The organism is Dyadobacter sp. NIV53 (genome assembly GCF_019711195.1).
Lineage (GTDB): Bacteria > Bacteroidota > Bacteroidia > Cytophagales > Spirosomataceae > Dyadobacter.
On sequence record NZ_CP081299.1, the window covers coordinates 1,020,537 to 1,044,838 of the forward strand.

At 39.7% G+C, this 24,302-nt stretch carries 23 protein-coding genes; 11 read left to right on the plus strand and 12 right to left on the minus strand.

Going from position 1 to position 24,302, the window contains the following annotated elements; translation table 11 throughout:
* Positions 1-86 precede the first annotated feature (86 nt).
* From KZC02_RS04010 to KZC02_RS04035, 6 genes are all read left to right on the plus strand, one after another.
* Positions 87-551 carry a DUF6790 family protein gene (locus KZC02_RS04010; protein WP_221392932.1) on the plus strand — a complete coding sequence of 155 codons (465 nt, stop codon included), beginning with the start codon at positions 87-89 and terminating at the stop codon, positions 549-551.
* Between the two features lie 54 nt (positions 552-605).
* Positions 606-1,172 carry a DUF4256 domain-containing protein gene (locus tag KZC02_RS04015; RefSeq protein WP_221392933.1) on the plus strand — a complete coding sequence of 189 codons (567 nt, stop codon included), beginning with the start codon at positions 606-608 and terminating at the stop codon, positions 1,170-1,172.
* 233 nt (positions 1,173-1,405) lie between these two features.
* Complete coding sequence (locus KZC02_RS04020) at positions 1,406-1,867, plus strand: HXXEE domain-containing protein (protein ID WP_221392934.1); 462 nt, start codon at positions 1,406-1,408, stop codon at positions 1,865-1,867.
* A gap of 10 nt (positions 1,868-1,877) precedes the next feature.
* Complete coding sequence (locus tag KZC02_RS04025; protein WP_221392935.1) at positions 1,878-2,114, plus strand: hypothetical protein; 237 nt, start codon at positions 1,878-1,880, stop codon at positions 2,112-2,114.
* Positions 2,115-2,279: 165 nt separating this feature from the next.
* On the plus strand, positions 2,280-2,702 hold the full coding sequence (locus KZC02_RS04030; protein WP_221392936.1) for a response regulator: 423 nt from the start codon (positions 2,280-2,282) through the stop codon (positions 2,700-2,702).
* Positions 2,703-2,779: 77 nt separating this feature from the next.
* The gene (locus tag KZC02_RS04035) at positions 2,780-4,048 is read left to right on the plus strand and encodes an MFS transporter (RefSeq protein ID WP_221392937.1); all 1,269 of its coding nucleotides are present in this window, start codon (positions 2,780-2,782) and stop codon (positions 4,046-4,048) included.
* A 68-nt stretch (positions 4,049-4,116) separates the two neighbouring features.
* On the opposite strand, the gene KZC02_RS04040 is transcribed toward KZC02_RS04035, so the two are convergent.
* The 8 genes from KZC02_RS04040 to KZC02_RS04075 all read right to left on the minus strand — a co-directional run bounded on the left by KZC02_RS04040 (position 4,117) and on the right by KZC02_RS04075 (position 13,091).
* Complete coding sequence (locus KZC02_RS04040; RefSeq protein WP_221392938.1) at positions 4,117-5,466, minus strand: Gfo/Idh/MocA family protein; 1,350 nt, start codon at positions 5,464-5,466, stop codon at positions 4,117-4,119.
* A 170-nt stretch (positions 5,467-5,636) separates the two neighbouring features.
* On the minus strand, positions 5,637-6,476 hold the full coding sequence (locus KZC02_RS04045; protein WP_221392939.1) for a glycosyltransferase family 92 protein: 840 nt from the start codon (positions 6,474-6,476) through the stop codon (positions 5,637-5,639).
* A gap of 103 nt (positions 6,477-6,579) precedes the next feature.
* Entirely contained in the window at positions 6,580-8,742 is a 2,163-nt protein-coding gene (locus KZC02_RS04050) for a T9SS type A sorting domain-containing protein (RefSeq protein ID WP_221392940.1), read from the minus strand.
* A gap of 737 nt (positions 8,743-9,479) precedes the next feature.
* Entirely contained in the window at positions 9,480-9,767 is a 288-nt protein-coding gene (locus tag KZC02_RS04055) for a hypothetical protein (RefSeq protein ID WP_221392941.1), read from the minus strand.
* Positions 9,768-9,791: 24 nt separating this feature from the next.
* Positions 9,792-11,057: a hypothetical protein gene (locus tag KZC02_RS04060; RefSeq protein ID WP_221392942.1), complete on the minus strand. Its 1,266-nt coding sequence runs from the start codon at positions 11,055-11,057 to the stop codon at positions 9,792-9,794.
* Between the two features lie 52 nt (positions 11,058-11,109).
* Positions 11,110-11,952 carry a hypothetical protein gene (locus KZC02_RS04065; RefSeq protein ID WP_229253983.1) on the minus strand — a complete coding sequence of 281 codons (843 nt, stop codon included), beginning with the start codon at positions 11,950-11,952 and terminating at the stop codon, positions 11,110-11,112.
* Between the two features lie 42 nt (positions 11,953-11,994).
* Complete coding sequence (locus KZC02_RS04070; RefSeq protein WP_221392943.1) at positions 11,995-12,573, minus strand: hypothetical protein; 579 nt, start codon at positions 12,571-12,573, stop codon at positions 11,995-11,997.
* 8 nt (positions 12,574-12,581) lie between these two features.
* Positions 12,582-13,091: an RNA polymerase sigma factor gene (locus KZC02_RS04075; RefSeq protein ID WP_221392944.1), complete on the minus strand. Its 510-nt coding sequence runs from the start codon at positions 13,089-13,091 to the stop codon at positions 12,582-12,584.
* A 602-nt stretch (positions 13,092-13,693) separates the two neighbouring features.
* On the opposite strand from KZC02_RS04075, the gene KZC02_RS04080 reads away from it, so the two are divergent.
* The 4 genes from KZC02_RS04080 to KZC02_RS04095 are packed head-to-tail and all read left to right on the plus strand — an operon-like array spanning position 13,694 to position 17,903.
* Positions 13,694-14,080, plus strand: a complete 387-nt coding sequence (locus tag KZC02_RS04080; protein WP_221392945.1) for a hypothetical protein — start codon at positions 13,694-13,696, stop codon at positions 14,078-14,080.
* 2 nt (positions 14,081-14,082) lie between these two features.
* Positions 14,083-14,385: a hypothetical protein gene (locus KZC02_RS04085; protein ID WP_221392946.1), complete on the plus strand. Its 303-nt coding sequence runs from the start codon at positions 14,083-14,085 to the stop codon at positions 14,383-14,385.
* Between the two features lie 60 nt (positions 14,386-14,445).
* Positions 14,446-14,838 carry a hypothetical protein gene (locus tag KZC02_RS04090; RefSeq protein ID WP_221392947.1) on the plus strand — a complete coding sequence of 131 codons (393 nt, stop codon included), beginning with the start codon at positions 14,446-14,448 and terminating at the stop codon, positions 14,836-14,838.
* A gap of 53 nt (positions 14,839-14,891) precedes the next feature.
* On the plus strand, positions 14,892-17,903 hold the full coding sequence (locus KZC02_RS04095) for a M4 family metallopeptidase (RefSeq protein ID WP_221392948.1): 3,012 nt from the start codon (positions 14,892-14,894) through the stop codon (positions 17,901-17,903).
* A gap of 347 nt (positions 17,904-18,250) precedes the next feature.
* Here KZC02_RS04095 and KZC02_RS04100 read toward each other — a convergent pair whose 3' ends face one another.
* Complete coding sequence (locus tag KZC02_RS04100; RefSeq protein WP_221392949.1) at positions 18,251-19,249, minus strand: S9 family peptidase; 999 nt, start codon at positions 19,247-19,249, stop codon at positions 18,251-18,253.
* 546 nt (positions 19,250-19,795) lie between these two features.
* On the opposite strand from KZC02_RS04100, the gene KZC02_RS04105 reads away from it, so the two are divergent.
* Positions 19,796-21,682, plus strand: a complete 1,887-nt coding sequence (locus tag KZC02_RS04105; protein ID WP_221392950.1) for a M1 family metallopeptidase — start codon at positions 19,796-19,798, stop codon at positions 21,680-21,682.
* Positions 21,683-21,850: 168 nt separating this feature from the next.
* On the opposite strand, the gene KZC02_RS04110 is transcribed toward KZC02_RS04105, so the two are convergent.
* From KZC02_RS04110 to KZC02_RS04120, 3 genes are all read right to left on the minus strand, one after another.
* Complete coding sequence (locus KZC02_RS04110) at positions 21,851-22,282, minus strand: helix-turn-helix domain-containing protein (RefSeq protein ID WP_221392951.1); 432 nt, start codon at positions 22,280-22,282, stop codon at positions 21,851-21,853.
* Positions 22,283-22,412: 130 nt separating this feature from the next.
* Entirely contained in the window at positions 22,413-23,291 is an 879-nt protein-coding gene (locus KZC02_RS04115; protein ID WP_221392952.1) for an EamA family transporter, read from the minus strand.
* 144 nt (positions 23,292-23,435) lie between these two features.
* Positions 23,436-23,801 carry a hypothetical protein gene (locus KZC02_RS04120; protein WP_221392953.1) on the minus strand — a complete coding sequence of 122 codons (366 nt, stop codon included), beginning with the start codon at positions 23,799-23,801 and terminating at the stop codon, positions 23,436-23,438.
* Positions 23,802-24,302 lie beyond the last annotated feature (501 nt).

Consider the following 24,302-nt stretch of genomic DNA (forward strand, 5'->3'; position numbering starts at 1 on the left):
AATCTAATAGTAAAAACTCATCGCCTTAATGTTTTCGGAACATAAAATCAGTTTGTAGGAAGGCTACCTAATTTCCTTTATCAGGCATGAACAAAAGATATTTTATCAGCGTATCGCTTATGACTTTTGTGATCCCGGTGGCTGGATTCATAACAGAGTATCTTTTAACACACGTTCCATTATCATTTGAATTATTCGGCAAGTGGTTCATTTTTTCAGCAGTCGGGCTCCGGTTGTTTGTTGCGGGGATTCAGCAATCCGTAAAACCTGCTTTTACTGCCAGGGAAATTTTTCATATTGAGAATCCTGATATTTTCCCGGTTATTCGTGAGTTGGGTTTCGCCAATTTGTGTTTCGGACTAGTTGGTATTATTTCACTTTTTAAACCCGACTGGAGAATTGTCAGTGCATTTGCAAGCGGGCTTTATTATGGTTTTGCGGGTCTTCAGCACATGATAAAAAAACCAGTCAGTACTAATGAGACTTTTGCATTGTGGACTGACATGATCATTTTTATTATACTGCTGGCTTATTCTATTGTGTCAACATAGTTTTCAAATGCGATAAATACCCTTTTCAACAGCAATATTAAAAAGTAAAACAACATGAATATCTATAAAAAAGAGTTATCACCAGAAGAGCGGGATGAACTTCTCAAAATATTGAAAACGCGTTTTGAGAAAAACATGAATCGTCATAAAGATTTGGAATGGAAGAAGATACAGGAAAAATTGGAAGCTAACGGCGAAAAACTACGATCGCTCGATGAAATGGAAATAACCGGCGGCGAACCGGATGTAGTTGGTTTTGACGAAAAAACGGGTGAATATATCTTTTATGATTGTGCGTCAGAAAGTCCCAAAGAAAGAAGAAGTTTTTGTTACGACCGTACGGCACTGGATTCAAGGAAAGCAAACAAACCGGAAAATAGTGTCATAGATTCAGCGGCAGAAATAGGTATAGAGCTGCTGACAGAAGAACAATATCAGGATTTACAGCAACTCGGAAATTTTGACCTGAAAACGTCGAGCTGGCTGAAAACGCCTGATAACATCAGAAAACTGGGTGGTGCTATTTTTGGTGACCGTCGCTTCGGCAGAGTCTTTATATATCACAACGGTGCTGACTCCTATTATGCCGCAAGAGGATTTCGTGGTTCCTTGCGAGTGTGAATTTTGTTATAAGTGTTGGATAAAAATTCAGGACACGACATGTTTTATGATCCGTATCACAACTGATACATCAATCCCGATAGTGCTCATTCACTGTTGAAGTGCTATGGACAGGCAAATTTTAGACAGGATTAAAGGATGAACAGGATTTGCCAGTTCCAAGATTCAGGATATGCAATAGCGATTTAGAATTTGTAAATATCAAATGAGTATCTTCTAACGATAACCTTATTATGATTACATTTTCAACACTTGCAATTCTGCTTCCGGCTGCAATCATGCTGCATGTAACGGAAGAGTTTTTATTTCCCGGCGGCTTTGCCGAATGGTATGCAGAACTCAGGCCTCCAAAAACTGAGGGTATCAGATATGGGTATCTCGTTTGGATCAATACATTGATGATCGGGGTTTGTGTATTGCCGTTATATCTGGGTGAAAACCCGCGCGCTATTTCTATTTGGTATTGTAACACGGCCATTGCCGGCATCAATGCGTGTTTCCATATTTATGGCGTGTTTGTCTTGAAAAAATATTCTCCCGGAGTTGTAACTGGTGTTCTTTTCTATTTACCACTATTTATTGTCGGAAGCTGGCAATTATTATCAGCCGAAAGTATAAGCTTGTTAAAAGCAAGTGTATTTGTGGCAATAGCTATCGGCTATCATGTATTTTCCTATATCAGACAGGGCAGATAATAACCCGGATTTGGCAGTTGAAAGCCGTTCATTGGTAATTGCTCAGGACGATAATTTGACAAGCTTTGGTAATTTAAATGCAAAAATTAAATTACTTGATTCATTGAGCAGATGGGTAAGGCTGGAGATGTCGGGATCAGTACATTTAAATCTTAAGGTTTATCCGAAAACATACCCGCTAACAGAATTTCGTACTGGCTGGATACTTGAACGGAATGGTTCTGTTTTTATATGGAAATTATCATGATTTATTTTCGGTAACCCGCTGGTAATTTAAATTTACCTAAAGATAGGAAATGCCTTAACCAGATTGGTATTAACATGAAATAGCCGGAGTAGAAATAATGTTCAATATGCTTAATAGGGCAGGCAGATATTTTTATTTATAACGGAATGATCAAAAAATTTTTTTATGAATAAAAACGGGGACATTATCATCATTGAAGACGACGACGATGATAAAATTCTATTAGAAGAAGCATTTACATCATTGGATTATCTGAATAAAAGAAAATACTTTCCGGATGGCCTGGCTGCACTGGAATATCTGCACAATACATCAAATACTCCCTTCTTAATTCTTTCAGATATTAACATGCCTAAGCTAAACGGGTTTGAATTAAGGAGCAAGTTGCACACCGATTCGGCCCTAAATCTAAAATGTATCCCTTACTTATTTTTCTCGACTGCAAGAAGTCAGCAAATGGTAATTGATGCTTACAGTATGTCGGTTCAGGGGTTTTTTATAAAAGAAACATCGTTCAGCGAACTAAAAGATACGCTCAGGATAATTATAGAATACTGGAAAAAATGTGCCGCTCCGAATGACTTTTAAAACCTCCTCGAAGTTTATGAGTCGTGGCTTCTCTGTCAAAAAACGATTTTGCCCTCACTGCAATAACTAAAACTATTATGAAGCTGGCTCCCGCACGCTGGTACCGTATCATACCGATCGTTTTTGTAACTTATAGCCTTGCCTATCTGGACCGCGCCAATTTTGGTTTTGCGGTTGCAGGTGGTATGTCGGATGACCTGAACATGAGCAAAGGCACATCCTCGCTGCTGAGTTCATTATTTTTCCTGGGTTATTTCTTTTTTCAAATTCCCGGAGCACAATATGCCGCACATAAAAGCGCAAAAAAACTAATTTTTCTTTCACTCATCAGCTGGGGTGCTCTGGCTGCCGCAACCGGGATGGTCAATGACGTAAAGACCCTGATTGTAATTCGATTTATGCTGGGTGTGGTGGAAAGCGCAGTTATGCCGGCCATGCTGATCCTGCTAAGCCAGTGGTTCACAAAAAAAGAACGCTCGACGGCAAACACTTTTTTGATTCTGGGTAACCCGGTCACCGTTCTCTGGATGTCTGTTTTGTCCGGATATATGATCGATTCAATGGGGTGGCGATGGATGTTTATTCTTCAGGGAGTGCCCGGTATCATCTGGGCCTTCGTCTGGTGGAAAATGATTGACGAAAAGCCAAAAGACGCAAAATGGTTAACTGAAACAGAGAAATATGAAGTTGAAAAGCAACTGTATGATGAACAGATCGGTATCAGGCCGGTCAAAAACTATATGGAGGCATTCAAATCCAGAACGGTAATTTTGTTGTGCCTGCAATATCTGCTTTGGAGCGTAGGCGTTTATGGTTTTGTCATGTGGTTACCCTCCATCATCAAAGCCGCTCCGGATATGGACATTGTTAAAACCGGCTGGTTATCTTCAGTGCCTTATATTCTGGCAATCGCCGGAATGCTTAGTGCTTCTTATTTTTCTGATAAAACCCTGAACAGGAAAATCTTCATCTGGCCTTTTCTTTTGATCGCATCCTTGTCATTTTTTGGCGCTTATCTGCTTGGCAAGGATCATTTCTGGATATCGTTCGCATTGCTGGTATTGGCAGGCGGTGCTCTTTATGCTCCTTACGGGCCATTTTTTGCGGTTATAGCCGATATTCTTCCAAAAAATGTAGCAGGCGGAGCTATTGGATTGATCAACAGTTTGGGTGCGCTGGGGTCTTTTGCAGGATCTTATCTGGTTGGTTATCTCAACGGCCAAACAGGCAGTTTCGATTCATCTTATATTCTGATGTCCATGGCATTGCTGTTTTCAGCTATCATCACCATCATTGTTGTCAAATCTGCCGATCCTCAATTGGTGCAAAAAACCATTGTTTCCTGAATTAAAATTATACCAGGTTGCATCCCGGAAAATTACCCGATATACAGCCCGGTACAATCCGATGATCTTTAAACTTTCGGCTCCCAACCTTTTTCATATTCACGGCTCCATAATTTCTGGGCATCCTTGTCACCAATGATGTGGCCGTTTGTCGGATCAATGGACAGACTCCGGCCAACACGCCATGCAATATTTCCCAATTGCATCGCCACTACACTTTTATACCCGATTTCAACATCACAATTAGGGCGGCGGTTGTTTTTGATCGCATCCAGAAAATCCATGACATGCAGGTTATCCATTCCCAGACTCGGACTTGCGGTATTTCTTCCATCCACAGCGCCTTCTGTTTTGGACTTCACTTCCTTTACTAATTTACCATCAAGGTCGTAAATCGTGTAACTGTCACCGCCAGTATCCAGACTTCCGTTTTCACCATAGAAAATAATGCCCCGGTCAAGGCCTTCTATTTTCCGCCCGTTTGAGCTTCTTGATTCCCACATCAGCGAAATCCTACCCGGATAATCCATGGTTATTACCTGTGTATCCGGCGTTTCCCAATCATCCTTAAACTCATAACGCCCTCCTGCTGAACTGACACGGATCGGAAAATCGACACCCAGTCCCCATCTTGCTACATCTACCTCATGTGTTCCGTTATTTAAAGCTTCGCCCGTTCCCCAATGCCAGAACCAGTGCCAGTCGTAGTGGATCAGCCCATCCTTGTAGGGCACCCTTGGAGCGGGGCCCTGCCACAATTCATAATCAAGCCATGAAGGAACAGTCCCCGGTTTCAAAAATGTTGCTTTTCTTTTGTTGGTATACCATGTTTTAGCCATATATACCCGTCCGATAATTCCTTTATGCAATTGCTCTATACCTTCGGTCAAAACAGGTGCTGAACGCCGCTGTGCTCCCATTTGAACAACACGGTTATATTTCCGTGCTGCTGCAACAGCCATTTCGCCTTCATGTGGATTATGGCTTAACGGCTTTTCGACATACACATGTTTACCCGACTGACAACCCATGATCGTAAGCGGAGCATGCCAATGATCGGGCGTAGCGATGTAAATTGCGTCAATTGATTTATCGTCCATTACTTTCCGGCAATCCTTTTCCGATTTGGGTACCGCAGTCTGTTTGGTTTTCAAAACCTCTTCGATTGCTTTGGGTATTGTGCGTTCATCCACATCACAAATGGTGCCTACTTCTGCATTTTTTTGTCCGGAAATAGTAGCAGACATCCCCTTTCCACGACTGTTTACACCAATAGTTGCAACACGTATCAGTTCATTGGCACCAATAATCCGCTTATAACTTTTAGCACTGAACCCAAAAGCCGAACCGCCACCAATCACCACACCAGCCGAGCCAACGGCAACATTTTTTATAAAATCACGCCTGTTTTGTTCCATTTTGATTGCTTATAAAATCTATTACCAATTAATAGAACATACGTATGGCAATCTACTTGTTTCGGTGTTTGTGTTGGTATTTTAAGGCAAAGTAATTGGGAAAGGATTGCTGTTCTAATACTATGTTTTCAGATTGCAAATTAGTGCTACCCAGACGCCTTGCTCCAGGTTCATTTTACCATCCCCAAAATATTCAAAATAGTCCTGTCTTCTACCTTATTGGCATCTAAATCGCGCTCGTAAAATTCTGCAATACTTCTTTTCCTTCGCGTAGTATCTGCAAGGCCCCGTTCAACTTTCTCGATATGCTCTTCGAGCGACCGGCAAAAATAATGGTTCAACTGGATTTGGTTTACGCTTGTATCTGATAAATGGCTCGTAATGGGAATAAAGTTCTCATTAACAGCATAATAATCTTTAATAAAGGTAAATAAGTGTGCACCTATCGAACGTCTGACATATTTAGTTTGTACAATCATTTTCACATGGGAATTCAAATGAAAACCAACTTCCGACCTGAGCAAAAAGCTTTCTAACTGTGATTGGTTCGTTCTTATTTTATGCCCGCCCGACCCGAATATCAACCAGTTTATACCGATCCCGCCAAATTTTTCAAATTTTTTCAGGAAAGCCGGCAAGTCGCCATTTGTACTTTTAGGAACAATAAATTCATCAGCGTCTATAAAACCGATCCATTGAGACGATTTTCGTTGCCTGATCAAACAGTCATTATAGGCTTTCACTTGTTTGGCCCTGCCATGAACCTTTATTACAGTAGCATACGCCGACAAACCTAAGTTCTTCAATGTCTCTGTAACAGATACTTTACTTTCATTATCATAAATAAAAAAATGGTCAACCCCTATTTTTCTGTGATAAGTAATCCATTCCTCTAAATACTCATTTTCATCCTTTACTATACAACACAACGCCAGATTGTACTGCTCTTTCGAGTCTTTATTAATTATTCTATCCAGCCAATCTGTAACACCGAAACCTTTGAAAATCATAAAAATTTATATGTAACCGCACTTAAGACAAAAGTAACCAAATTTATACCTGGTGTTTGATCCTTTTTAAATTATTAGGAGAAGATATAATTGATTTTTTCCTCTACTTTTCAATCGCAAGTTTTATACGCTGGCTTCCTTGCTGAATCACATAGATTCCATTCGTAAGGCCATCCGTTTTAAAAGTATGAAAATTTGAACCTTTCCTTTTCATTACCTTTTGTCCATTTAAATTATAAACATACACCGGACTGTCAGCATCGGTACTTTCCAGTACAAAATTTCCATGAGCTGGATTGGGGTAAACTTTTAACGCAGCAAGCACATACTGAACGTAAACAGTGCGCGAGAATGCTGACTTTCCATTGTGATCAATCTGTTTAAGTCTGTAATAACCATTACCCAGAGGGCTTTGGTCAAAAAACTCATAATGATTTAAAACCGATGAATTGCCTTTTCCATCGATCCTGCTGATCATGACAAAGCTTTTGGCATCTGCACTTCTTTCAATTTCAAATCCGGCGTTGTTTGTTTCTGACGTTGTCGACCAAGAAATTTGGTTTCCTTTTTCTGACTTTTTAGCACTGAAATTTATGAGTGTGACCAGAAGTGGGTTTTCAGTATGAACATAAGTATTACTATATGCAAACCGACCCGGAAGAGAATAGTTGTACACTTCAACCCTGTAAGCGCCATCACCGTTCATTGTGAATTCATTGGTATTTGTTACAGAAAGTAACTGGTTATCTTTATACCACATGTAATGATTGTATTGCAAATTGTTCCTCGGATCAACTGAAAGTTTTTTCCCATTTACTATCAAAGTCAGGTATCGGTTCTCATCAAATACAAAAACCTTGCTGTTTAAAACCAGGCCGGGAACCAGATCATTGTAAATTTCAACCCGGTAGGATCCGCTACCTGTCATGCTGTACGAGTTAATCCCCTTGTCCGAAGCAACCTGTTCATTGTTGTTATACCATACATACGTGTTATTCAACAAATTACCACCTGCTTCTACCGATAACGTTTTGTCTTTAAGATTAAGTGGCAGATTACGTTGCGGTGAGTAATTATCAAATTTTTCAGTATTTGATTCCAGGCCTGAAAACGTAAAATTATTCAGGCTCAATGAAATAAATCCATCGTCCGCAATGTTCCGGAAATCCGGTACCGTTCCTTTCAGTTCGTTATTATCCAGTTCCAGTCTTTTAAGCTTCGTTAAATTTAAAATAGAAGATGGAATTGGTCCAAACAGGCTGTCACTGCTCAAATTCAGATATTCAAGATCCAAAAGATTTCCGATATCCGAAGGTATCGCCCAGAGATAATTATTATTCAGATTTAGAGTTTTCAGTTTGGTCAGATTTCCTAAGTTTTCGAATATTTTAAAAAACGAATTATGACTTAAATCTAAAACTTCAAGATTTGTTAAATTTCCAAATAAACCGGGATTTTCATTGTGAAGCCCGTTATGAGACAGGTTGAGGTGGGTTAACTGCGAAAGATTACCTATCTCTTCGGGGACAAATCCTGCAAACTGGTTATTATTAAGAAAAAGCAAATTCAGATTCGTGAGCTTGCCAATGCCAGCGGAAATTTCCCCGGACAGGTTATTGTCGTGAAGTGCTAAATAATTAAGATCCGATAATTCCCACAAAGAGTCAGGAAGAGGCCCGGTAAACTGATTACCCCAAAGATTAATTCCTTGAAGAAGTTTTGCATTTCCGATAGCGCTGCTAATACCGCCAGTTAATTTGTTCTGCGCCAGATCGAGTAATATCAGCTTCGATCCATTATACAGAGCATCAGGAATGGAACCTGTTAACTGATTGTCATATAAAGATAGTGCTCTTAAATTTCTAAGATTGGTCAGTTTTGGCGAAATTTCACTGGTCAGCTTATTAGCACCGAGATAAATATCGGTTAGATTGGAAAGGCTACCCAATTCAGCCGGAATGTTACCCGTTAAATGATTATCAGGCAATTCAAGCCATCTAAGTTCAGTAAAATCTTCCTTTTCAATGGGTATGGTGCCGGCAAGATTGTTTCCCGCCAAACGAATTTCAGTAACCCTTCCGTCAGAACAGGTAATTCCGTACCATCCGCAAGGGCTAGTAGTTGTATTCCAATTGTTTTGATTTTTCCATTGCGGCCCGTTTGTACCATTGTATAGTTTGACTAATGCAGCCCGGTCTGCTTCAATGGACTGGGAATACGAAGTAAATGAAAGTAACGAAACGATGAGTAGTAAAAATAATTTCATTGATAAAACAGATAGAAGAGTTTAGATAGTTATCTATCAAATATAGAACAAAACCACAATTCTATCTAGACTTAAATTTTAATATTTTCTACTCAATTTAAAGACAAAAAAAGAATTGATTTTACCTCAGTTCTACATATTACTACTAAAAAATCTCTGAATTTTTCAAGCAAAATTTTCAAAACATAACCATAAAAATAGACTTAAAAGGAAATGAGAGTTTCATTTTAAAACAAACCATATAGCTTATACGCAAAATATATTTATGACTAAAAATGCACCCAGACCAGGGGAAGAACGGAATTCCACCAGTAATAACCGTCAGGATGTTTTTCAGGCCATTTTAAGGAATAATTTCCTCTAAATTGATAACCTGCTTTTACACCAAGGTCGGTGGGATTAACCCTTAACTTGTCAGAAAGGCATATCCGGTTTGAATTAAATTAATAAAATAGAGCTGATCATGAAACAGTGGTTACACCACTCGCATCAATATTGGTATGTACTAATAAAGAGGCATTGGCAGGAGTAAAAGGATGTATGCTAATTTAAAATGGGGTGATTTATTTTGATTCAATGAGGCTGATTCAGTATGACTGGTTTATCAAGGAATACCTGGATCCTCCTTATTTCTTTTGTAACCAGTTCCAACTGTTTATCTTGTTTTTCCGGGTACAACTGTTCCATCAGTTTTTCAAGTTTAGTAAGGCTGTCAGATGGAAAGTACTGCTGATTAATCATCGGGTCCAGGGAATATTTTGCAAGAATATCTGCATAAACCACAGCTGCTTCATATCCAGAAATTCATTTTCGGCTTCTGCTGTTTTGCCGCAGGCAGCCAGGTTGTAAATCCTGAAAAGGTATTGATGAATGATTACGTTATTACTCCGGTATTTTGTTAAATCGTTTCCACTTATATTCACTGTTACGTCTTTCTTTTGAAAAGTTTTATGCAGTCCGAATACCAGAAATAAAATAAAAACAGGCACAAGCAATAGCCTGCCTTTTTTGATGAAAGCACTCATATAAAAACAGATTTTAACTAAAACTTACCAGGCAAGGCCAAGGCCAATAGACGTTTTGAAATTGATATGTTTGTTGGACATAATACCCTGATACTGGTAATTCACCGACGTATTCACGTCCAGAAATCCATGCCTGAAAAGCCTTTGCTGAAACCCGAACATTGGACCGGCTTTTATAACATGCTTTTTAAGATCAAGAGCAGGCATCTCAGGGAAGTTACTAAAAGAATGGTGTCCCAAATAATATGTATAATCGGAATTCAGACCGGTGTATATTCCTGAAAAACCATGACCACCTTTGCCGTTTAATCTTTGTTTTTTGTGAAGCAGATAGTAACGCGGCTGTACGGAGAGCGTAGGAAACAATTCCCTTGAACGCATTAACCGAAAAGGGTAATTGCCATATCCATCTATGTAATGGATCTGGTTCTGATAATCCCATCCTTTATTTAGTCCAACGGTAAGTTCAAAATTTACAGAAAAAGGCGAAGTTTTAATTTTCTGTTCATAGGCGACACCCATGCGGACCCTGTACAGATAAGTACCAATTGTAACTTCCGGCAGCCGGACTTTCCATTGACTTCTTAAATGTTCATCGCATAGCAGGACATCACAGAGAGGCCCGGTACTGGTTTTTTTCCAGTCTCCAAATGCAAATCCAAAACTCGCCTGTGAAGATATTGACCAGTTGCTCAATATACCATAATGGAACCATGGAGTTTCCTGCTGCAAGGCCACAGCAAAATCCATATAACCTGCATTGAGAAACCTGCGCTGGAAACCTAACTTGAAGCCAATATTGGGTGAATTATTTAAAGTACCTGGCATATTGTAATACAGGGCAACATAATTACCACTAAAATTACTCGCAGCTTTTCCAGCTTTAACACGCCTCCGCATATCAAAAAACCAGCGCAGCTGGGCATCGAGGATCGTATAGCTCAGGATGGATCGAAGGGGCTGTTCACTTTTCAGATATGGAAAGTGGCCGGATAATGCAAGGGAAAACGAAGGAAGAAATTTGATTTCATACCCCAGCTGTAACGAGGTTGAGTTTGTCAGTTTATCGACCATAAGTGGTACAGGCAATGCCTGATAATACTGCGAAAGCCCGATTTTAAACATATGCCTCGTTGGCACTTTGGTCATAAACACGTTTTCATACCTGTCTATGAAACGTTGTTTTTGCAGCGTGTCAATTTCCTGTGTGTAGGTAATTTTAGTACTATCCTGTGCGCCTGCCCATTGCGAAAGGAAAAGAAATAGCATAAACAAGATGCCTGTTTTCATGTTAGACATTTAAAATGGATGCTATTTGATGGTTAAATCTCCAAATTCTGTACTAATCCGGACGTTGGCCAGCTGGTTCTTTAAAAAAAGCTTCCTTGAAATCAGCCGTATTTTTCCTCCATTTAAACCCGTTTGGCAGCTTCATGGTCGTGTATGCACCATTTACATCGTAATTAAACTGCTGCCAGTTTTTGGCAAGAAGCGTGATAACTGCCTTTTTCGATTTTATGGTCAGGCTGCTGAGTCCTGTCGTAGGAAAGATGTCGACATTTCCATAAACCGCGTCCATTTTAATAGCACCTGATATTTGTTCAAGCCGCAGGTTCGTATGGTCGCTTTCAAAAGAAAAAGCCCCTGAAATTTCTTTACCCTTCAATTCTCCAAACGTCGTTGCCAGCAAACCTTTCCCCTGGATATCCACCAGTGTGGTCGTACAAAAGTCTGCTTTCAGTGACAAGTTGTTGGTTAAACCTTTGAGGATAATACTGCCAAATGTATTTTTCATATCCACACCGCATCCGGCCGGAAGATGTATAATGTAACGCGCTTTAAGATTAGAAACCGGCTTGCTTTCACCATCTTTCAGCAAGATATAATTTCTCAAAAAGTAATCTTTTCCATTACGTTCGGCGATATACTGGAATTTGTTCAGGTCCGAAACGGCAATGGTTTTGTCCGGATGTTTGGAAGAAAGTTCTAAAACGATCGAAATTTCGGGTTTGTCCCAGGCCACCAGTTCGATATCCGCTTTTTCAGCATGAATATACAGGGTACGGACAACCGGATTGCCAACAGATTTTTCAATCGATTTGGTAGCAACCTGCAGGATATTCTGGGCATATACCGGGTTGGAGGCGAGTGCCATGACGCACACAAGCGGACCGGCAAAAACCATCAATTTGTATAATTGTACAATATTTTTTTCATTGTGATCAGGCTAAATCATTTTAGCCATTTTATTTAAAATATCTGCTTTTTCCTGTTCCAGGGTGCTTAGCTGTCGCATCAGGTCAGGTTCGGTATTATATTCGCCAATGGCTTGCTGTAATTGCAACGAGGCCACGCGAAGCGTTTCATATTCCTGCGTCAGCTGTCTGAAATCAGAACTGTTGCAAACCAGGGTCTCCGCCTCACAGTATCCCTTTAAAGTGTTAAACTGCTGGTCGGTAGCCACTTTCGGGTTCAGCTGTAAACGACTGTCGACCTCCTGCTGCGAAATGGAAATAGCCGGTTCCGGTGACGACCTTAAAAACCAGAATCCAAGAAATGAAGCAAGCAAAACGGTCGCAGCAGCATACCATATCTTATTAAAAGCTGGCTTTCTGGTATCCAGGTCGTTTCTGACCAGATCCCAAATTTTTTCATCCGGCCGGTAGTCAGGTAGTTTTTGGATCACCTTTTGTAAAGGCAGTTCGTTTAGACCGTCATTTATCGCTGTCCATATCTTTCCGTCCGGTTCGTACGTATTTAGCTGTCCAAGCGCTTTATCTAATGTAATTTTATTTACCTCTTTCATAGTTGAATTCATCCAGGTGTTAACATGCTCCGTAATTTTCTTTTTGCATGAAACAATTGTGATTTAGAAGTGCCCTCTGTAATGTTCATCATTACAGCGATTTCCTTGTGCGTGTAACCCTCCACTTCGGCCAGTACGAAAATGGTCCTGAAACCATCGGGCAAAGAAAGAATGGCCGTTTCCAGATGCGCTGCGTTTATCTCACTTTCACCCCAGTTAATGCTTTCCTGCTGATGGTCTTCTATATTTTCCCAAATCACCAGCCTCTTTTTCTTCGTGGATTTGCGTATTACGATTTTCCTGATCCAGGCCCCAAGTGTTGCATCGCCCCTGAACTGGTCCAAATGGCGGAAAACTTCCAGGAAAGAATCCTGCAATACATCGTTCGCATCATCGAAATCAGCCGTTATGCGGTATGCAAGCGTATACATACTTCTTTTGTAACGGTCATACAATAGCCGCTGCGCAGTCCGGTCGTGTAAAAGGCAATCTGCAATCAGTTCAGACTCCGATGTCATAGGTTGTGTTTAGGTGCTTATTATAAAGAGCCAAACCATGCCCCGAATGGTTGTATGGTTGTGAAATATATTTTATAAAAACATACAAATGCGTTATTTCAATGAAACCGAAAAAGGAAAATCCATTCCTGCTGAAATCAAAAAGCGAATTCCATCCCTTCTGGTAAATAAACAAAAAGTGAGCAACATGGCAGTGTTTCACTTCCCCAATAAATATATATCTCGAAGATATTTCTATGTTTGGTAAAGAAAACTGAATTTGATCAGTCGCAGCAAATGATAGATATTACTGTAACGGATTCTGTATAGAGTTTACGTATATACATATTAGTTATTTTTACCTTGCGCCTTATGTATTTTTGTATTTAATATACATCAAATATTCATTTTCCAGAGGACTCATTCAGGAGCCATATTTAGTTACTTGCAGCTAAATATGCAAAAAAAACACATAAAATTTTGAAGTAGATCCAAGACATGCTTATACGTAGTAATATCTCAAAATTAACATTATATTAAGAATAAATAAAACAGTATTGTCCTATATAAAATTTATTCTATATTTATGTCGATAAATTCTCATCTAATTAATTCGATATCTTATGAAACTTAGGACAATTCCGTGGATTGCGGTTTTATTTATTTTTGCAGCTTTTGGTTGTGACAAAAAAGAACCTGAGCTACCTCTTAATTGCGGATGTGACAGCGATTCTATTGGTTATATCACAGATATGTTGGGAAGTTATCGCGGAGACGGAGGCTTTACTTTATTTGACTCTACGGCATACAATCGTTTTATTTCTATAGGGCTTTGTGAGCGTGATACAACACTCGAAAATTCTCCATCAGTGTCTGTTTTTAACTATAAAGTAAGTGGTGTATTAAAAGAAAGATGTCCATTGTTCCCAGGAAGTAGCCCCTCTTGGGTTCCGGGTTATTCACTAACAAATCCTATTATCGTTAAATTAAAAACTCCTCTCAACTTATAATTATGAAAATCTTTTATCCAATCTCACGCAAATGCAACATTGCTTTGCTACTTATTGCTTTGCTCATTTTGTCTGTTCATGTCTGCTTTTCACAAAACAAGTATGTACCAGATTATTATAATAATAAACGGAGTCTCCTCTTTCAGGAGTCGGATACCATTACTCCCAATGGCTATATCAATTTAAAAGCTTCTGTAGATACGGCTGATTTTTTTAAACGTTATGCCGAAGATTTGGGACTAAATGAAAATTTAAAGTTTAGATTGCAAGCCCAAAATACTGCTGGGGATAAAATGTTTCACTAGCGTTTTTTACTGTTTTATGACAATATTGCAGTAGAGGGCCTTGAATTTACATTACACTCCTTGGACGGTAAAGTTAAATATGCCAATGGTAGATCCATCAAAGGTTTAAAAATAGATATTTCCAAAAAGAAAACACTCAGTGAAATCTTAGCCGTGCTGGCAAAAATCTATGGAGAGCAATCTCATACCAAGGAAGATGAATTGGTAGGAGAACTCCTTATTTTTCGCAACAATATCACAGATTTTCAGCTTGGTAGTTTTCAATTGGTATACAAAATTCCTTTAAAAAGGCCGAAAGAAATAAATTTATTACACGTTTATGCGGATGCAGAAACAGGTGAAGTATTAAAAGAGATATCTCTCTTTCAAAATTGTATAGTGGATGATAAAAGTAGCCAGACTTCAAAATCTATCAATCTACTCCCCCCGCTACCGGCACCTTTGTGCCTATAAAATCACGCTATCTTCAGGGTCAAAACAATCTTCCTTTTCAAACGCATAAAGGAATGGTTACCCCATATTATCTAGCTCCTAATCTTCCACAACAGACCCTTGAACTTACTTATGACCAAAATGTAGAAGGGAGTTATTTAGAACCATATCGCGGACATGTCAGAGAATATGCAAATAACAATTTTATTAACTCTAACGACCGTAGTGTGAACCGAAATGGGTTCCATAACTTGACCAGAGTATTAAATGCAAATGAGACTTGGGGTGCTAATCACCAGGAAGCTACTACTGCGCTCTGGGCAACTGAAAAAGCGTATGACTATTTTAACAATATTCACGGCAGAAATGGGACTAAAAATAACGGTTTTATCCCTAATATTTTGACTAACGTTCCTCAAAATGCTTTTAGTCCTAATTTTTATGGCCCTGGCTATTATCATGACATATTTGGCACGGCTGGCGACGGACAATTAATTATGATACAATCGTGGACCGGAGAAAGTTTGGCAACTTTAGATATAATAGGACACGAGTATGCACATGGAGTTACACGATTTACATCCAATTTGGTTTATGAACGTGAGCCTGGTGCATTGAACGAGTCATTTTCGGATATTATGGGCTATTGCTTGGAAAGAAGAACCCTACCTAATGACTGGAACTGGCTCTGTGGTGAAGATATTGCCCCGGGAAGACAGTTAAGAAATATGCAGAATCCTGCTGATGTTCCATTTAATGATGCGCGTGGGCAAATTCCTCAACCTTCCACTTATCTGACAGACCCATTGTGGCATGATGCAGTAGGTGATCCAGATGATGCTTTTGGTGTGCACATAAATAGCGGGGTAATGAATAGATGGTTTTACTTACTTTGTAGTGGGGGAAATCAGAATGGTAGGGCCGTTAATGCTATCGCTTTCGATAGAGCTGAACGATTACTTTACTTGGCATTTACCAGTTATATGACCAGTCAAGATGATTTTGCCGACGCCCGCACCGCTACTTTGCAGGCAGCTCAGCAGCTATACGGAAATTGCTCAGCTGAATACCGTCAAGTCGGAGAGGCGTGGGCAGCTGTGGGAGTGGGAACTGGATCTGGATGTGCTGTCAATTGTAGCTTTGCTATCTCGGCTAATGCAAATCCAAGCGCAGCTTTAATAAATGCCACCACTACCTTATCTTCAGCTTGCACTGGAACGGGATGTACAGGAGTTAATTACACCTGGACGGGAAATGGGGTAAATCAAATTGGTCAAAGTATTAATATTGCCGCTCCAGGTTCAGCCGGTAACTATACTTATACAGTTTCAGCAACACAGCCAGGTTGTACAACAAAAACAGCATCTGCTGCATTAACTGTAAGTACGGGTACTATTCAGGCCTGTGCTGTAAACAAAGTACGTTTATGGTTTAGGGCACCAGGGGATTGTTGTATGGATCGTTTGAACGGAGCAACAATACAAGGGTCTACAAATGCAGGAACTACCTGGACTACATTAAGTACAATCAGCCAAAATGGAACAGGAGGTTGGCAGGAGTTTACTTTCACTAACACTGTATATTACAGTTCCGTCAGGTTTGTGGCAGGCAGCACAGGTTGGGGCGAGTTAGGTGAGCTTGAATTTTATAGTGGGACGACAAAGATGACCGGTACACCATTCGGATCTGCAGGCAATAATAGCGCTGATAATTTTGATAAGGCTTTTGATGGCAATACCGGTACAATGTGGCATGGGCCGACAGTTGGTTCTGTAAATAACGCCGGCCTAAGTGCAGTAGGCTGCGCTACCACGCCTCCAACCTGCGACTTTAACATAACTGCAAGCAGTACTATTACCAACAATCAGAGACAGCTAAATTACAATTGTATTGGTACTAATTGCAGTGGCGTAACTTATGCATGGAGTGGTAACGGAGTAAGCGGAAGTACATCGCCCCTTAATATAACAGCGCCAACCACTGCCGGTACTTATACCTATACTGTTACAGCCAGCAAAAGCGGATGTACTAATAAAACAGCCACTGTTCAGATCGTTGTCGGAAGTACAGATAATACATTTACTTGTTCGGGTGTCACTTTTACGGAGGGACAAATTATAGGTAATGCGGGCCCTGGTAATGCAGTTGTACGAATTATGTCGGGTTGTCCTATGGTATATTGGGAAGGTGGATCTTCTAGTGGGCGCACTAGTATTGATTGGTTAGCTTATCTTACAGGTAAAACTATCAGTGATGCGATACTTACTTCCTGTCTGAAATGGGATGGACAAAGTTGCACTACCACGCCCACAACCTGTGATTTTAACATATCAGCAAGCACCACGACCACTACCAATGGTCAGAGGCAGCTAAACTACAGTTGTACTGGTAACAATTGCAGTGGCGTAACTTATGCATGGAGTGGTAACGGTGTTAGTGGAAGTACATCACCCCTTAATTTTACGGCTCCAGCTGCTGCGGGTACTTATACCTATACGGTTACAGCCAGCAAAAGCGGGTGCAATAATAAAACAGCTACTGTTCAAATTACTATTGCTGCGGGTAACACTTTTACATGTTCAGGTGTCACTTTTACAGAGGGTCAAATTATTGGTAATGCAGGTCCTGGCAATGCGGTTGTACGCATTATCTCCGGTTGCCCTATGGTATATTGGGAAGGTGGATCTTCAAGCGGCCGCACCAATCACGACTGGTTGATATATCTTACTGGTAAAACCATTAGTGATGCGATACTCACTTCCTGCCTGAAATGGGAGGGGCAAAGTTGCAGCCTTAGAATTGGTGTTGAAGAAAAAGACAATGTACAGATTAAATTAAATGAGCTTGTAGTTTCTCCAAACCCTAATACGGGCGTATTTGAAGTTTCGTTTTATCTTCAGAAAAATAAAAAAGCAACTTTATCAGTAATTGATGTGAGAGGAACTAGTAGATTTGAGCAGTCAATAATTGGCAAAGGTGTACATACAGAAAAAGTGAATTTGGAAAAACATCCATCCGGGACTTATCTTGTACAGTTAAGAAAAGATGATGGTGTTGAGATCAAGAGGCTGATCGTCATAAAATAACGCCTTATTTAAAAAGTATAATTCAGGATGGTTGGTAGCAATTTACATAGGCTATCAACCATCTTTTTTTATTGTTAAAACAGCGAGACTAGGCGTCCCCGACTAGGCGTCCCCGACTAGGCGTCCCCGAGATGTGCGTTTGTTAAACTTAATAAAGCATTCCAACAAGCACCTTGAAAACGCTTAACCATTAAGCCCGGTGTGGGCAGTACCAATTGCAAATCGGTGTTAACTACTTATCAGCGTGCAAGTAAAAAAGCTTTATATAGGATTGGTTTACTAATGAAATTTTCCATTCTGAGTCTGATTGTTTTATTGGTGGCACACAATATTTTACCCGTTTTGATCTAATTCCGGTTCAGTAACCAACGATACATATCTCCACCAACTTTGTCCCAGTTGTATATTTCATAATTTATATTCCCATTTTTGTCTACAAGGAAAAAGTTGTGATCCAGCCCGATATACGCATGAAAGGTGAAGTTTTCTTTCTTTTCCCTGATCGTTTCGACCCTGAAAAAATCGTTGTAAGGTGAACAATAATCGTTTGTCCCATAACCTATTAAAACCGGGATCGACAGTTTTTTCAGATAATCCCAGGGCGGTATAGAAAATTGATAAGTAGCCTTGTTCGAGTCACCCAAACCTGCTATTTCATCCGGATTTTCAACCACACTTTTCCAGTAAACAAAACCTTCCTCGGCAAGTTCGCTGCTATCCGTTTCATTTTTGCGGCTTCTTTCAATGATCGACATAATCCGGCCGGATGGATTCCCGCTCAAATAAATAAGATGAGTTACAGCCCTGGAAGTACTTGCAAGTTTTGCAGCAATGGTGCTTCCCTCCGAATGGCCTGCCACAATAAGTTTCTTGCTCGAAACCCAATTCTGTTTCTGTAAAAACCGGATAACTGCCTTGTTTCGCTCTACATAATAATCCAGATAATTTCGCTCTGTATACGCCAGTGGAAATTGTTTTGTATCCGGATCTATATAATTCAGGTCACTAGAGAGCTCATTTTTGTCGGTTAAAACTGGGATATAAGGTTTCCCAATAATTGCTACATGGTAGTTCAGCGTTAAACTATCCAGATTGAAAGGGAATATCCCAAACGTACGCGTGGTGTCGTATGTAACAATGAGCGGCCTGGGTAAAGACCCCTGTATAAAAAGCAGTAAAGGTTTAGTGATCAGCTCATCTCCTTTTTTTGATTTTACCAGAATATCTACCTGATCATTTTTGTAAGCAGTGGTCAGGTGCCGTAATCCCAGACTTTCGGGAGTAGGCAGTTGCCCATAAGAATGGATGCTTAAGATCAAAAAAATAAAAATAACGCTTTTTGTCATTGAAGGACTGTTTAACAGGGGTTTTCCTGATACCATTGGAAGATGAAATAGGTGAAATTCTCCTTAAAACTAGTTTAAAAACAAACCGAATTGGGTAATCGCATATTTGAAGTTGCAATAGTTAAGCGGACAAAATGTTAAGCAGCGATTTCCAGGCCCGCCGATTTACAGTTAAAACAACCCTTCCTACAAATACCGCAATCCGGCAGCTTTTTTGATTGGTCAAGATTTAGTTAGCCTGTACCTCCATCAAAAATTATAACCTATACTGACCATCGTATTGCGTGGCACGCCGGGCATGAGAGTTCCTATACATTTCTGTTACTGATAATTGTCGATCCCAAGGGCTGATATCCTTTCCAAAAGTACAGTAAATGCTCATCTTGTTACGAATATGGTGCTTTTTTACGTTTAATCGCTATCTTGGCACCTGTCAGATTCATCGTTGCCCATAAAATTTCATGAACCGCTTCTTCCTTTCGTTTATTTTCTTTTTACTTTCTCAGTCCGTTTCAGCCCAGTCTACGGATCAGCAGCTGTCAAAATATGTTGCTTCTGAATTATTTGGTTCATCGTCATTTTTACCCTCCAGGAAATCCGTATCGTTCTGCAACCGGCGAACCTGGCGCCGCCTACTGGCAAAATCGCGCAGACTATAAAATTGACGTAAGCCTGGACGATAAAACTGAGATAATCACTGGTAGCGAAACCATTACCTACTCGAATAACAGCCCGAATGCCCTTTCCTTTTTATGGTTACAAATGGATCAGAATGTTTACAAAAAACATTCAAAAGGATTGGATGCCAAACTTTTTCTGAGCAAAAATGGAGAAGACGCGAACTTTGAAGGCGGTTTCGTTATTGAATCTATCTTTTTTAATAGTGCTAAGGGAACAGGTAAAGAAGCAGCATTTTTCATAAATGATACAAGAATGCGCATTCAGCTATCTGAACCGCTTGCTTCCGGCCAAAAGATTTCATTCCGGATTAAATACAGTTACAAATTCCCGAGAAATTTCAAAAATGCTGACTTTAATGTGAACAGGACGGATGTGCTTTCTACCAAAAACGGTGATATTTATTCCGTAGCACAATGGTATCCAAGGCTTTGTGTGCTGGATGATGTGAGTGGCTGGAATACCCTCCCCTATTTGGGCAATGGAGAATTTTATCTGGAATATGGAAATTTCGACGTCAATATTACGGTTCCGTCAGCCTACATTGTGGAAGCATCGGGCGATCTGCTCAATCCGGAAGAAGTGCTGACCGCCATACAATCGGAACGCTGGAAAAGGGCAATGTCGTCTACTGAAAAAGTATTTATCCGTACCGCTGAAGAAGTCACAGATCCGGCTTCAAGGCCTTCAAAACCATTTTGTACATGGAAATTTAAACTCAGCAATGCGAGGGATTTTGCATGGACAGCTTCGAAATCATTCGTTTGGGAAGGAGTTGGAATTGCTTTGCCAGGCGGGAAAAAAGTATTGGGAAGTTCGCTCTACCCTGCCGAATCCAAACTGGCAGAAAGCTGGGAACGATCGGGTGAGTATATCAAATTCACACTTCAGTATTTTTCACAGAAATGGCACGAATATCCTTATAATAAAGCTGTTAACGTTGCGTCCAATCTGGATGGAATGGAATATCCGGGACTCGTTTTCTGTGCAGCAAAGGATAAAGGGAATATGTATTGGGCAGTGGTCAATCATGAACTCGGGCACACCTGGTTTCCAATGATCGTAGGAAGTAATGAACGACGACACGCCTGGATGGACGAAGGATTTAATGCTTTTATGGATAACATGGCTACCAAAGATTTTAATGGAGGCGAATTTATTGGTTATCCGGAAATTGATATTCCCGTTGCCGGGCTTTTCGCGGACTCACTTGTTCCGGTCATGACAAGGCCTGATGTAATTCCGGGCAATGAAGTATATACAGTTCAATATCAAAAAGTTGCATACCTGTTAACGTTGCTGCGGGAACAGATTCTGGGTAAGGAGCAATTTGATTTTGCATTTCGTAAGTATATCAGCGATTGGGCATATAAACATCCTACGCCATGGGATTTTTTCAGCAGTATCAACAATTCAACGGGTGAAGACCTGAACTGGTTTTGGAAATCCATGTTTCTGGAAAATTACAAACTGGACCAGAAAATAACTAAAGTAGTGAATCCGAAAAAAGGTGTATACGAAAAAACACAGATCACGATTGAAAACATGGAAAAAGCGGCGATGCCATTATGGGTTGAAATTACTTTTCAAAACGGTGATAAAGAATCGCACAACTTTCCGGTAGAAATTTGGGAGCAGGGTTCCGTTTATACTTTTACAACAGAATCCAACGGTGCAGTCAGCAAGGTCGTAATAGATCCGAAACGCATATTTCCTGATATGAAAGCGGGTAACAATGTTTGGGAAAATAAGTAACCCGGATTTATTTTAAATAAATAGACCTAACATGAATTCTTTTGTATAACTATCGGCCGTCGGCATTCGGCTATCAAATTGATGCATGGAATGAGATTTTAAATGATTGCCGACTGCAATACTGTTTTACAATGTAATTCGTGATAAGGCCTAATAATCCGGGAAATATTAAGCCAAAAGTTCACTCTGGTCTCTTTTCTTCCTCAGCCCATCCTGAATTTCTTTAACAGCCTTTGGTTTGTTTTTAAGCACTTTATCCAAAACAGATTTTGGCTGGCCCTTCTTGTTGTATTTTTCACCCCATTCTATCAAATCCACTATAACGGGAACAAGATCAATTGCTTTTTCAGTTAGCGTATACAGAAATTTTGACTTGTTAAGCGGCGACGCCTTTTTTGTCACAAATCCCTGGCTATGAAGGGTATTAAGGCGATTAATAAGAATATTTGAGGCAATTTTCTCCTGAGAAGTCATAAACTCGCTGTATGACGTCTTCTCGTCCAGCATCATATCGCGGAGGATCAGCAAAGTCCATTTATCACCAAAAATATCGAGTGAGTAACTTACAGGACAATCAGATCTTGAAATAACCGGTTTCATAATATATATAAATAGTTATTGCAAAACGCAATAGCATTTGTTTAAATTCCAACAAGCTTTTTATAAGAACTTTAATTGTCAAACATAAGAACTTTCAGGAGTGTAATTCTGCCCGGCATTGAAAAATATGCTAATCCAGTATAATCACAATGGAGCCCAAAACCATAATGAATGACCCAATCAGCTTTTTGCGAATATCCTGTTCATTAAAGAACTGATATCCAAGTAGTACGCTTCCGATGGAAGAAAGCTGAAAAAGTGACAATGCATAACCTACTGGCATGTGACTGAGGCAATATAGCGTGCTAAATTGCATGACAGCGGCGCTAAGTACCAGGCAACATAACTTACCAAGACTGGCAAAACTGATTTTTCTGATTTCAGTTTTTGGATTAATTCCATGAAAAAGAAGAAAGCAAAAGGAGAAGATAGCTCCAAACCAGCACCAGCTTACCAAAGCGGCAGAAATGGATGTGATTAAAATAATTTTCTTAACATAAACGGCTTCTATGGCTGTAAGCAGCAAGGCAAGAAACCTGAATTGTATTTCGCTCCTTTTAAGAAGTTTCCAGCTAAAACGTGCCTCAGTTGTATCCAGAATAAGATAACTCCCAAAAATAATCAGCGCAGTGCCTGCAATGCCCCAAAGGCCGGGAATTTCACGTAGTAAGATAAAACCGCCCAGCATTCCGATCAGGGATTTGTAGGCATTGATCGGGCCAAGAACAGAAATGTCCCCTTTTTCCAGTGCTTTGATCAGAAAGCCATTTCCGGCAGCACTTAAAATACCGGCGATTATGGAATAAAGCCAAAATTGCCCGGGGAAAGAATTCCAGCTGACGGTGAATGAAACAGCAATACAGGATATGGATAAAACAAAATAGGTCAGGAAATTAATTAAAAGCGGATGTCTGCCCTGATTGATAAGCTGTTTTTGAAATACATTCCCTAACGGATTAGAAACAATTCTGAACAGGACTGCCAGGGAAGTGAGTAAGGTTTGGATCAATGTGCAGGCGTTGTAAGTATGACTTATTTATAAAATCATTTACACATTAATCTACTTAATGTTTGAAGCATGTGTTATCAAATTCTGTTTATAACCGGTAAGTATTTACTCCGAATCAGATGGATTTGTCGCAGATCTGTATGGTCAGTTACTTTTTTTGATAGCAGTGAGTTCAAGTGACCAGACATAAATAATGCCATTTGTTATACATGGTGGTCTGAGATTACCACTAACTAAATAATTGTATTCACCGACGTCGGAAGCAGGTAATCCTTTTAATGTTGTTGTATCACACAAGAACAGTGTTTTAGTGAAAGTAACGTTATTCACAGCATCTTTCAGGTTTATATATTTGCCAGCTGAGGCCACAATTTGAGCTGGTTCTTCGGTGATTACATAAGCCGGAATACCATCACAATCACAGCCCATTTTTTCGTCTATTTCCGAATGATGGCAACCAGCAGAAAGAAGGCCGGACAGCAACAATAAATGAAGTGATTTTCTGCTCATTATATATGTTTTATTTCAGGACTTCACTTTCTGTCGAAAGGTTGGAATGGAAGGATTTTTAAAGTTTTCTACGAAAAAAATTACCTCATAATAATCTGTTCCTGAATTCTTTGACTTAAATTAAAAGTCTGAGCCAGTTATTAATTAATATTTTCAATGTAGTAAGGCTAACTCTGTCATAATAAAAACAATTTCAGGTGAGTGTAGGTGTTAAAACTTTAAAAAACTTAACGTATATCCATTAACGTTAAGTTGTGGTTATTAAAACGAACTATTTTTGAAATAAGAATCCGCATATTACAAATTAGGTACTGGATATTGGCCAATTAATTGATATACAGCATTATAAACTCTTGTCTTTTTATTAAAACAAGAAATTAATTGATATATTCACATAACATTTATAATTGTTCTAATAATTTTAAACCCTGCGTTATATGAAAGTACTGTTATTATTTCTTTTGGCGGTAATAGCTATGCCCTGTAAACTGACAGCCCAGA